We start from the raw sequence: 11564 nt of genomic DNA, 5'->3' as shown, positions 1-11564 counted from the left end.
AATAATATGTCTCATAAACGTTAAATGTAGGGGTTTAGTCAGTTTTGTTTAGTATTTGCGCGGCAGATCACGCAATAACGGAACTGTGCAAATAATCGGCAATACGTTTTTTGAAGAAGGCCAAAAAAAGTTGGGGAATTCTTTTCGCAACAGACGGTTATGTTAATTTTTTATGAAGGTGTTTCGACGAGGAAAAGCACAAAGGGAGTAGCGATAAAACGGGGTGACTAACTCTAAAGTGGTATTTTACATACACTTACAATTGATTAAAGACAACATTTTCCGTGTGGTTTTTTGTTACATCTAGATTAGGGCAATGTCATGACGGTTATGTGCGGTTATCGTCATGGAAAGAATAAAAAAGAACCGTCATTAAGAGCAATGGCGCAATCTGGATGAGACCTCTATGACAAGGATTACACATCGTGCACGCCGTTTTTTCAGCCTGATAGTACCGCTTTTTTTCATTTCTGCTGTTTACGCTGAGCAAACTGCCGCACCCGCAAAAACCGTTACCGTTGAAGCGAAAAATGACGTCTTCGCGCCTCAACATCCCGATCAATACCTCTCCTGGAAAGCCACGTCGGAACAGTCCACGCGGGAAGACGCGCTGGCGGAAGATCCGCGGCTGGTGATCCTGTGGGCAGGTTATCCCTTCTCTCGTGACTACAACAAACCGCGCGGGCACGCGTATGCGGTAACCGACGTGCGGGAAACCCTGCGTACGGGCGCGCCGAAAAACGCCGAAGACGGTCCGCTGCCGATGGCCTGCTGGAGCTGCAAAAGCCCGGACGTGGCGCGTTTGATCCAAAAAGAGGGGGAAGATGGCTACTTTCACGGCAAATGGGCGCGTGGGGGACCGGAGATCGTCAATAACTTAGGCTGCGCCGACTGCCATAACACCGCATCCGCCGATTTCGCGAAAGGCAAGCCGGAACTGACCCTGTCGCGCCCCTATGCGGAACGCGCAATGGAAACCATCGGCAAGCCGTTCGATAAGGCCAGCCGCTTTGACCAGCAGTCAATGGTCTGCGGTCAGTGCCATGTGGAGTACTATTTCGACGGTAAAAACAAAGCCGTTAAGTTCCCGTGGGATGAGGGAATGAAGGTCGAGAACATGGAGAAATACTACGACGCCATTGCGTTCTCTGACTGGACCAACTCGCTGTCGAAAACGCCCATGTTAAAAGCGCAGCACCCGGAATATGAGACCTGGAGCGCGGGTATTCACGGTAAAAACAACGTGACCTGTATTGACTGTCACATGCCAAAAGTGCAGAACGCGGAAGGTAAACTCTACACCGACCACAAGATTGGCAATCCATTCGACAACTTCGCCCAGACCTGCGCGAACTGCCATACCCAGGACAAGGCTGCGCTGCAAAACGTGGTCGCCGAGCGTAAAAAGTCGATCAACGAGCTGAAAATCAACGTCGAGGATCAACTGGTTCATGCCCACTTCGAAGCGAAGGCGGCCTGGGATGCCGGAGCGACGGAAGCGGAAATGAAGCCGATTCTGGAAGACATTCGCCATGCGCAATGGCGCTGGGATCTGTCGATCGCCTCTCACGGCATACATATGCATGCGCCGGAAGAAGGGCTGCGGATGCTGGGCGGCGCGATGGATAAAGCCGCTGATGCCCGTACCAAACTGGCGCGTCTGCTGGCGACCAAAGGCATCACCCACGAGATCGCCCTGCCGGATATCTCCACTAAAGAGAAAGCCCAGGCGGCGATTGGTCTGAACATGCAGCAGATTAACGCTGAAAAACAGGACTTCATCAAAACGGTGATTCCGCAGTGGGAAGACCAGGCGCGTAAAAACGGTCTGTTAAGCCAATAACCCCTTCCGCCCCACACACAGGGGCGGATTACTCAACGGAGTGAATATGAGCGTATTACGTTCGTTATTAACTGCTGGGGTGCTGGCGTCAGGTCTGTTATGGAGCCTGAGTGGGGCAACCGCCACGCCAACGCCGCAGGAGTCTGATCGCTGGGAGGTCACGCCACAGCGTAGCCCGGACGCCGCCTGCCTGGACTGTCATAAGCCGGACACCGACGGGATGCAGGGCAAGCATGCGTCCGCCACCAATCCGAATAATAAACTGCCGGTCACCTGTACTAACTGCCACGGTCAGCCGTCGCCGCAGCACCGTGAAGGGGTGAAGGATGTGATGCGCTTTAACGAGCCGATGTACAACGTCGAGCAGCAAAACAGCGTCTGTATGTCCTGTCACCTGCCCGAGCAACTGCAAAAAGCTTTCTGGTCGCACGATGTTCACGTCACGAAAGTAGCCTGCGCCAGCTGTCACTCACTGCATCCGAAGCAAGACGCAATGCAGACGTTAAGCGATAAAGGGCGGATTAAAATCTGCGTCGATTGCCACAGCGATCAGCGCAACAATCCGAACTTTAATCCGGCGTCGGTTCCCTTGCTTAAGGAGCATCCATGAGCTGCTCCCGTCGCCAGTTTATCACCCGCGTCGGCGCGCTGGTGGCGGTTAGCGGCACAGCAGGACGCGTGGTAGCGAAAACGTTGAATATCAACGGCGTGCGTTACGGCATGGTGCATGATGAATCGTTATGTATCGGCTGTACCGCCTGTATGGATGCCTGTCGGGAAGTGAACAACGTGCCGGAAGGCGTCTCGCGGCTGACGATTATTCGCAGCGAACCGCAGGGGACGTTTCCGGACGTGAAGTACCGCTTTTTCCGTCATTCATGCCAGCATTGCGATCATGCGCCGTGCGTGGACGTCTGTCCGACCGGCGCGTCCTATCGCGATGCCGCCAACGGTATTGTGGACGTCAACCCGGATCTCTGTGTCGGTTGCCAGTACTGTATCGCCGCTTGTCCATACCGGGTGCGCTTTATCCATCCGGTGACGAAAACGGCGGATAAGTGCGATTTCTGCCGTAAGACCAACCTGAAAGCGGGCAAGCTGCCAGCCTGCGTTGAGGCCTGCCCGACGAAGGCGCTGACCTTTGGTAATCTTGACGATCCCAACAGCGATATTTCGCGGCTGTTACAGCAGAAACCCACCTACCGTTACAAGCTGGCGCTGGGCACGAAACCGAAGGTCTACCGCGTTCCCTTTAAATTTGGGGAGGTGAGCCAATGACAAACGCATCTGCTTTCCACTTTGAATCGCTGGTGTGGGACTGGCCCATCGCCATCTATCTGTTTTTGATCGGTATCTCCGCCGGGCTGGTCACGCTGGCGATTCTGCTGCGTCGTTTCCATCCGGAGGCGGGCGGCGCTGACAGTACGCTGCTGCGTACAACGCTGGTGGTCGGGCCGGGGGCGATAATTCTCGGCCTGCTGATTCTGATCTTCCATCTGACGCGTCCGTGGACCTTCTGGAAACTGATGTTTCACTACAGTTTTACGTCAGTGATGTCGATGGGGGTCATGCTGTTCCAGTTGTACATGGTGGTGCTGGTACTGTGGCTGGCGAAAATCTTTGAAAAAGAGCTGATTGCTCTGCAACAGCGTTGGCTGCCGCGTCTGAGTGTGCTGCCAAAAGCGCTGTCGCTCATCACGCCGTTTTATCGCCCGCTTGAAACGCTGATGCTGGTGTTGGCGGTACTGCTTGGCGCCTACACCGGATTTTTGCTTTCCGCGCTCAAGTCCTACCCGTTCCTGAATAACCCGGTCCTGCCGGTGTTGTTCCTGTTCTCGGGGATCTCTTCCGGCGCGGCGGTGGCGCTCATTGCAATGGCCTTGCGCCAGCGCAGCAACCCACACAGTACGGAAGCGCACTTTGTTCACCGAATGGAAACACCAGTGGTGTGGCTGGAAATCTTCCTGCTGGCGGCCTTTTTTGTTGGCCTGGCGTTGGGCGATGACGGCAAAATGCGCGCGCTTTCCGCCGCGTTAGGCGGTGGATTCTGGACCTGGTGGTTCTGGATCGGCGTCGCGGGGCTGGGGCTGATTGTGCCGATGCTGTTGAAGCCGTGGGCGAATCATGGATCCACCTTCCACGGTGTGCTGGCGGCCTGCGGCGCCAGCCTGACCGGCGTTCTGCTGTTACGTTTCTTTATTCTGTATGCGGGGCAACTGACGGTTGCATAACCTGGACGTGTTCCTACCTGAAGCCGGTTTTCTGGCGCTGTTGTTAAGCCTTGGGGTCAACGTGTTGACCCCGCTTGCCGTGCTGACCGGGATTCAGCGGCGCTGGCTGGGCGTTATGCGCCTGGCGAGCGTCGGCGTCTGGACGCAATTCGCGCTTTTGCTGGCGGCGTTTACGCTGTTGATAAACGCCTTTCTGAGCAGCGACTTTTCGGTCATCTACGTGGCGCAGCACAGCCACAGCTTGCTGTCGTGGGGGCTAAAGCTGGCGGCGGTATGGGGCGGACATGAAGGTTCCTTACTGCTATGGGTGCTGTTTCTTTCTGCCTGGAGCGCGCTGTTTGCCTGGCGCTACCGTCAACAATCGGATGCGCTGTTTCCGCTGACGCTCAGCCTTCTTTCTCTGATCATCGCGTTGCTGCTGCTGTTTGTGGTGGTGTGGTCTGATCCGTTTGCACGCATTTTCCCTCCCGCGATAGAAGGGCGCGATCTCAACCCGATGCTGCAACATCTGGGGTTGATCCTGCATCCGCCGCTGCTGTATCTGGGCTATGGCGGGCTGATGGTGGCTACGGGCGTGGCGCTCGCCTCGCTGCTTCACGGCGATTTTACTGCCGCGGCCGCCCGGGTGTGCTGGCGCTGGGCGCTGCCCGGCTGGTGCGCGCTGACCCTCGGCATCATCCTCGGCTCCTGGTGGGCGTACTGCGAGTTGGGGTGGGGCGGATGGTGGTTCTGGGACCCGGTGGAAAACGCCTCTCTGTTGCCCTGGCTGTCCGCCAGCGCGCTGCTGCACAGTCTGTCGCTTTCGCGCAGACAGGGGATTTTTCGCCACTGGTCACTGCTGCTGGCGATCGTCACCCTGATTCTTTCACTGCTGGGCACGCTGATTGTGCGCTCCGGCATTCTGGTCTCTGTGCATGCTTTTGCGCTGGATAACGTGCGCGCGGCGCCGCTGTTTGCGCTGTTCGCCGTGCTGAGTCTCGCTTCGCTTGCGCTGTACGCCTGGCGGGCGCGTGATGGTCAACCGACAGCGCGTGCGGGGAACGGGTCGCGCGAAACGTTGATACTCGCGACGCTACTGCTTTTTTGCGCGGTACTGCTGATCGTACTGGTGGGGACGCTTTACCCGATGATTTACGGTCTGCTTGGCTGGGGACGTCTTTCCGTAGGCGCGCCTTATTTCAATCGCGCTACGCTGCCGTTCGGCCTGCTGATGCTGGTCGTCATCGTTGTGGCGACGATAAGAAACCGTAAATCTGCCTGGCGACGACAGCTTCCGGCGCTGATTGCCCATACAGGCGTGCTGATCGCGGCGCTGGGGATTGTGGTGTCCAGCGTCAGCCGTCAGGAGATTAGCCTGAATTTACGTCCGGGGCAGCAGGTGGCGCTGGCAGGATACACCTTCCGCTTCGACCGGCTCGAGCTTGAAGCAAAGGGCAATTACACTACCGAGAAAGCGCAGATTGCGCTGTGGCAGGGGGAGAATCGTATTGGCAATTTGACACCGGAGCGGCGGTTTTATACCGCGCGCCGTCAGCAGATGATGGAGCCGGACATTCGCTGGAACCTTATACACGACTGGTATGCGGTAATGGGCGAGAAAACCGGTCCGGAACGTTACGCCATGCGATTGTACGTTCAAAGCGGCGTGCGCTGGATCTGGGGCGGTGGGCTGCTGATGATTGTCGGCGCGCTACTGAGCGGCTGGCGCGGGAGGAGGGAAGATGCGTAATACGGCGCCATTTCACAGGCTGTTCATCCTGGTTACGCTACTTTTTTTCACGCTTACCGTCCACGCTCAGGTCGTCGATACCTGGACCTTCGCTAACCCGCAGCAGCAGGAGAAAGCGCTTTCTGTCGCCAGCCGGTTGCGTTGTCCCCAGTGCCAGAACCAGAACTTACTGGAATCCAACGCGCCGGTGGCGGTCAGTATGCGCCATCAGGTCTACACAATGGTGGCGGAAGGGAAAAGCGAAGCGGAAATTACTGTCTGGATGACCGAACGCTACGGCGACTTTGTTCGCTACAATCCACCGCTGAACGGACAAACTTTGCTGCTTTGGGCGTTGCCGTGTCTGTTACTGCTGGTGGTGGTGGGGATCCTGTGGCGCGCGGTAAAGCCCAAAAGGACAAACGATGATGCAGCCTGACTCCCACCGTTCTCTGCCCGTAAAACGTCTGGCGGCGGCCGTCATGCTGATGGTGATTATCTGCTTTAGCGGCTATCTGCTGTCGCCGAAATGGCAGGCGGTACGCAGCGAACGGCAGCGTCTGGCAGATCCGCTGCATGCGTTTACCGACGCGCAAACTCCACAAGCGCAACTGCGAACGTTGCAGACCCAGATTCGCGCGAATCCCCAGGACAGCGAAAAGTGGGCGTTACTCGGCGAGTATTACCTCTGGCGTAACGACTACGCTAACGCGCAGCGGGCGTATCGTCAGGCGCTGCAACTGCGCGGGGAGAACGCCGAGCTTTACGCCGCGCTGGCGACGGTGCTTTACTATCAGGCGGGACAGCATATGACGCCGCTGGCCCGTGAGATGATTGATAAAGCATTAGCGCTGGACGCCAGTGAGGTGACCGCGCTGATGCTCCTGGCCTCGGATGCGTTTATGCAGGCTGATTACCGCGAGGCGATTATCCAGTGGCAAAAAGCCCTTGATCTCAATTCACCCCGGGTAAACCGCGCACAGGTGATTGACGCAATAAATATGGCGAAGTTGTTGCAGAATCGTCAGAAATGATTTTGTTTTTTTGTGATTTATGTCGTTTTTGCTGTTTAAAAAACAGGCAAATGAACATCATACGCAAAATAATTCCTGAAAGTTATAATTCAAAAACGCACTTTTAAAAATCTTTCCATAACAAATAGTTATTCATAATAAACGCCATAAACTCGCGTTATTATGCATTATTTCAGCTAAATGCGCTGTTCTGAAAGGGTTGCGCAAGATGCCTTGCAAATGGTACTGATTATGCGCGTTAAAAAACTCTATAACCCAACGCAACACAATTCATACCCTTTCAGTATGTATCCATTCCCGCTTTGACGAGGGGACTGGCGCTCCATTGAGGAAGTCCGCTGTTATGAAAAGTTTTAAACTCAGCCTGGCCTGGCAGATTTTGATTGCCATGGTGCTGGGCATTCTACTGGGGAGTTACCTGCACTATCACAGCGACAGCCGTGAATGGCTGATTGCTAACCTGCTGTCACCGGCAGGGGATATCTTTATCCATCTGATCAAAATGATCGTCGTCCCTATCGTGATTTCGACGCTGATTGTCGGTATTGCCGGGGTGGGTGATGCCAAACAGCTTGGGCGTATCGGCGCCAAAACCATTATCTATTTCGAAGTGATCACGACCATCGCCATCATTCTGGGTATCACGCTGGCGAATGTGTTTCAACCCGGTTCCGGCATTGATATGTCGCAACTGGCGACCGTGGATATTTCGAAATACCAGAACACGACGGCGGAGGTGCAGAGCCATGCGCATGGCCTGATGGGCACCATACTCTCGCTGGTGCCAACCAACATCGTGGCATCGATGGCGAAAGGCGACATGCTGCCGATCATCTTCTTCTCGGTACTGTTTGGCCTGGGGCTTTCTTCGCTGCCTGCCACACACCGTGAACCGCTGGTGACGGTGTTCCGCTCCATCTCCGAAACCATGTTTAAAGTCACCCATATGGTCATGCGTTATGCGCCGGTCGGGGTGTTCGCACTGATTGCCGTGACCGTCGCTAACTTCGGTTTTGCCTCCCTGTGGCCGCTGGCAAAACTGGTGCTGCTGGTTCACTTCGCGATTCTGTTCTTCGCGCTGGTGGTGCTGGGGATTGTCGCGCGCCTGTGTGGACTTAGCGTCTGGATCCTGATTCGCATTCTGAAAGACGAGCTGATCCTGGCTTACTCCACCGCCAGCTCCGAGAGTGTGCTGCCGCGTATCATCGAAAAGATGGAAGCCTACGGCGCGCCAGCGTCGATTACCAGCTTCGTCGTGCCAACGGGGTACTCCTTTAACCTTGACGGTTCCACCCTGTACCAGAGTATTGCCGCCATCTTTATTGCGCAGCTGTACGGGATCGACCTGTCGTTGTGGCAGGAGATCGTACTGGTGCTGACGCTGATGGTTACGTCGAAAGGGATTGCCGGCGTGCCGGGCGTGTCATTTGTGGTGCTACTGGCTACATTAGGCAGCGTGGGCATTCCGCTGGAAGGTCTGGCGTTCATCGCTGGTGTCGACCGTATCCTCGACATGGCGCGTACCGCGCTGAACGTGGTGGGGAATGCGCTGGCGGTGCTGGTCATTTCCAAGTGGGAACACAAGTTTGACCGCAAGAAAGCGCTGGCTTACGAGCGCGAGGTGCTGGGCAAATTTGATAAAACCGCCCAGTAACGGTTAACAGGTTGCCGGATAAGCATCGCGTTATCCGGCAACCTGCATCACCCGTTCGTTAACTTCTCAAACTCCTCGCAGCCGGTATCGAATCCTTCGGTGCAGCTCAGATTCAACCAGTGCAGCGCCTTCTGTTTGTTCTTCTCAATAAAGCCCTGTTCACCGTTCAGAAACATCATTCCCGCCCAGTATTCGGAATAGCCGGTACGGGAAATGGCGGAACTGCGTTTGAAATACCAGGTCGCTTTGTCATCGTCTGCCGGAATGCCGACGCCGTTGGCGTAAATCAGTCCAAGCAGCATCTGCGCATCAACCGCCACGTCGCTCTCGAGATTTTGCGAGGCGTTTTGCAGCAGGGAAATCGCTTTCGGGTAGTCGGGCTTCCCGGCCTGGGTGTTCAACAGAATCCGCGCGAGGGTGATCTCGCCCGCTTTACTGCCCGCTTGCGCCGCCCTTTCGGCCAGCGTTTTCGCTTCACGGTAATCGAGGCTGACCGGGTTGGTGATTTTAATTTGCGCCAGTAGCGCACAGGCGTCGGCATCGCCATTACTGGCGGATTTCTGCGCCCAGTATTCGGCTTTGCTTAAGTCGCCAAAGCTAAACCAACTGTCAGCGAGGTAATACTGTGCGCGTCTGTCTCCTGCCTCTGCGGCCTGCAAATACTGGCTTCCCGGTTCCGGGGCGGCAGCATGGGCAAAGAATGTCATGAATAACATCAATGCAAGAAGTGGTTTCATTTTGCGTTTTAGTTAGGGTACGGAAAAGACAGTATAAAGAGATCGTCTGGATAAAAAAACAGCCTCCACGGAGGAGGCTGCTGTCGTTAAACATGCCAGGTAAGGCGTGTCAGAATCAACCCATTGCGCTTTCGCGCAGACGGGTTTTCAGCTTGTTGTACTCGTCAATCACATACTGCTCGGCGGCGCGCTGGTCGGCGATCGGCTCAACGCGTACGGCGCAGTATTTGTACTCCGGCGTTTTGGTAATCGGGCTTAAGTTCTCGGTAACCAGCTCGTTACAGGCGCCAATCCACCACTGGTAGGTCATGTAAATCGCCCCTTTGTTCGGGCGTTCGCTGACCTGCGCGCGGGTGATGATTTTGCCTTTACGCGAATGAACCCAGACCAGCGCTTCATCTTCAATGCCCAGACGCGCGGCGTCGGCGGCGTTGATTTGCGCATAGCCCGGCTCGTCCGCCAGCGCAGCCAGCGCCGCGCAGTTACCGGTCATTGAGCGGCAGGAGTAGTGGCCAACTTCACGAACCGTCGACAGCACCATCGGGTACTCTTCGGTCAGCTTGTCGATCGGCGCAACCCAGTCGCAGGTAAAGAACTGCGCGAGACCGTTCGGGGTATCAAATTTCTCTTTAAAGAGATACGAGGTGCCCTGATCGGCGTCGGACGTGTCGCGACACGGCCACTGGATATAGCCCAGTTCGCCCATTTTCTCGTACGTGGCGCCGTAGAAATCCGGGCACAGATGACGCAACTCGTCCCAGATCTCCTGGGTGTTGTTATAGTGCATCGGGTAGCCCATCCGGGTGGCGATTTCACTGATAATTTGCCAGTCCGTTTTCAGATCCCACTTCGGTTCGACCGCTTTAAGGAAGCGCTGGAAACCACGGTCAGCGGCGGTAAAGACCCCTTCATGCTCGCCCCACGACGTAGACGGTAAAATCACATCCGCCGCCGACGCGGTTTTGGTCATAAAGATGTCCTGCACGATAACCAGTTCCAGGTCCTCAAACGCTTTACGCACGGCTGACAACTCGGCATCAGTCTGTAGCGGATCTTCGCCCATGATGTACGCCGCGCGCACTTCGCCATGCGCCGCCCGGTGCGGCAGCTCGCTGATGCGATAGCCGGTATGTTCCGGCAGGCTGTCGACACCCCAGGCTTTGGCGAACTTCTCACGGTTTTCCGGGAACTTCACGTACTGATAGCCCGGATAGGTGTCCGGCAACGCGCCCATGTCGCAGGCGCCCTGTACGTTGTTCTGGCCACGCACCGGGTTGACGCCGACGCTCGGCTTACCGAGGTTACCGGTCAGCATCGCGAGGCTGGTCAGCGAACGAACGGTTTCCACGCCCTGATAGAACTGGGTGACGCCCATGCCCCACAGGATCGATGCGCTTTTCGCCCCGGCATACATCCGCGCCGCCTGACGAATGTCGTGGGCGCTGACGCCGGTGATATCCTCAACAGATTCCGGCGTATAACCGTCGACAATCTTACGGTACTCTTCAAAGCCTTCCGTACGCGAAGCGACAAACGCCTGGTCGTACAGGTTTTCTTCAATAATGACGTGGCCCATGGCGTTCAACAGCGCGATATTCGAGCCGTTTTTCAACGCGATGTGCATATCGGCAATGCGCGCGGTTTCAATTTTGCGCGGATCGCAGACGATGATTTTCGCGCCGTTACGTTTCGCGTTAATCACGTGATTCGCCACGATGGGGTGGGAATCCGCCGGGTTATACCCGAAGATAAACACGAGATCGGTGTTATCAATTTCGTTAATTGCGTTACTCATTGCGCCGTTACCGACCGACTGGTGCAGACCTGCAACCGATGGGCCGTGTCAGACGCGAGCGCAGCAGTCAACGTTATTGGTACCAATAACGGCGCGCGCAAATTTTTGCATGATGTAGTTGGTTTCATTCCCGGTGCCACGCGACGAACCGGTCGTCTGAATGGCGTCGGGTCCGTATTTCGCCTTGATGGCGCTCAGGCGTTCAGCGACATAATTCAGCGCTTCATCCCAGGAAACGGATTCCAGTTTGCCGCCGCGCTGGCGACGAATCATAGGGGTTTTCAGGCGCGGGGTCAGGATCTGGGTATCGTTAATAAAATCCCAGCCGTAGTAGCCCTTCAGACACAGGGTCCCCTGGTTGGTTTTCCCCTGCGCTGCCTCAGCCCGGACGATTTTGCCGTTATCGACCACCAGGTTGATTTTGCAACCTGATGCGCAATACGGGCAAACCGTGACGACTTTTTTCATCGGTCTCGCTCCAGTTAATCAAATCGCGCATACACGCTTGTCGCCCTGAGTATGCATCTTTTATGCCACATTTTAATTGGGGACTTTCCCTGAT

At 55.8% G+C, this 11564-nt stretch carries 10 protein-coding genes; 8 read left to right on the top strand and 2 right to left on the bottom strand.

Going from position 1 to position 11564, the window contains the following annotated elements:
• Positions 1 to 406 precede the first annotated feature (406 nt).
• From nrfA to gltP, 8 genes are all read left to right on the top strand, one after another.
• The gene (nrfA, locus tag APU02_RS14540) at positions 407 to 1843 is read left to right on the top strand and encodes an ammonia-forming nitrite reductase cytochrome c552 subunit (protein WP_042291139.1); all 1437 of its coding nucleotides are present in this window, start codon (positions 407 to 409) and stop codon (positions 1841 to 1843) included.
• A gap of 46 nt (positions 1844 to 1889) precedes the next feature.
• The gene (nrfB, locus tag APU02_RS14535) at positions 1890 to 2453 is read left to right on the top strand and encodes a cytochrome c nitrite reductase pentaheme subunit (protein WP_060570390.1); all 564 of its coding nucleotides are present in this window, start codon (positions 1890 to 1892) and stop codon (positions 2451 to 2453) included.
• The gene (gene nrfC / locus APU02_RS14530) at positions 2450 to 3121 is read left to right on the top strand and encodes a cytochrome c nitrite reductase Fe-S protein (RefSeq protein ID WP_042291135.1); all 672 of its coding nucleotides are present in this window, start codon (positions 2450 to 2452) and stop codon (positions 3119 to 3121) included. The genes nrfB and nrfC overlap by 4 nt, the downstream gene beginning before the upstream one ends.
• Positions 3118 to 4074, top strand: coding sequence for a cytochrome c nitrite reductase subunit NrfD (gene nrfD / locus APU02_RS14525; RefSeq protein WP_060570389.1), 957 nt, complete (start codon positions 3118 to 3120; stop codon positions 4072 to 4074). Before nrfC ends, nrfD begins: the two co-directional genes overlap by 4 nt.
• Positions 4067 to 5803 (top strand): heme lyase CcmF/NrfE family subunit, encoded by a 1737-nt coding sequence (locus APU02_RS14520; protein WP_060570388.1) that lies wholly within the window; start codon positions 4067 to 4069, stop codon positions 5801 to 5803. The genes nrfD and APU02_RS14520 overlap by 8 nt, the downstream gene beginning before the upstream one ends.
• On the top strand, positions 5796 to 6221 hold the full coding sequence (nrfF, locus tag APU02_RS14515) for a heme lyase NrfEFG subunit NrfF (RefSeq protein ID WP_060570387.1): 426 nt from the start codon (positions 5796 to 5798) through the stop codon (positions 6219 to 6221). Before APU02_RS14520 ends, nrfF begins: the two co-directional genes overlap by 8 nt.
• Positions 6208 to 6816 (top strand): heme lyase NrfEFG subunit NrfG, encoded by a 609-nt coding sequence (gene nrfG, locus APU02_RS14510; protein WP_060570386.1) that lies wholly within the window; start codon positions 6208 to 6210, stop codon positions 6814 to 6816. Before nrfF ends, nrfG begins: the two co-directional genes overlap by 14 nt.
• Before the next feature lie 343 nt (positions 6817 to 7159).
• A complete protein-coding gene (gene gltP / locus APU02_RS14505) occupies positions 7160 to 8470 on the top strand; it encodes a glutamate/aspartate:proton symporter GltP (protein ID WP_042291121.1) in 1311 nt (436 codons plus the stop codon).
• Positions 8471 to 8517: 47 nt separating this feature from the next.
• Here the strand turns inward: gltP and yjcO are convergent, their stop codons facing one another.
• Positions 8518 to 9207, bottom strand: coding sequence for a Sel1 family TPR-like repeat protein YjcO (yjcO, locus tag APU02_RS14500; RefSeq protein ID WP_042291118.1), 690 nt, complete (start codon positions 9205 to 9207; stop codon positions 8518 to 8520).
• Positions 9208 to 9322: 115 nt separating this feature from the next.
• The gene (gene fdhF / locus APU02_RS14495; RefSeq protein WP_082636841.1) at positions 9323 to 11470 is read right to left on the bottom strand and encodes a formate dehydrogenase subunit alpha; all 2148 of its coding nucleotides are present in this window, start codon (positions 11468 to 11470) and stop codon (positions 9323 to 9325) included.
• Positions 11471 to 11564 lie beyond the last annotated feature (94 nt).

The organism is Citrobacter sp. 50677481 (assembly GCF_001463265.1).
Lineage (GTDB): Bacteria > Pseudomonadota > Gammaproteobacteria > Enterobacterales > Enterobacteriaceae > Citrobacter_A > Citrobacter_A sedlakii.
This window is presented reverse-complemented; position numbering and strand designations above follow the sequence as displayed.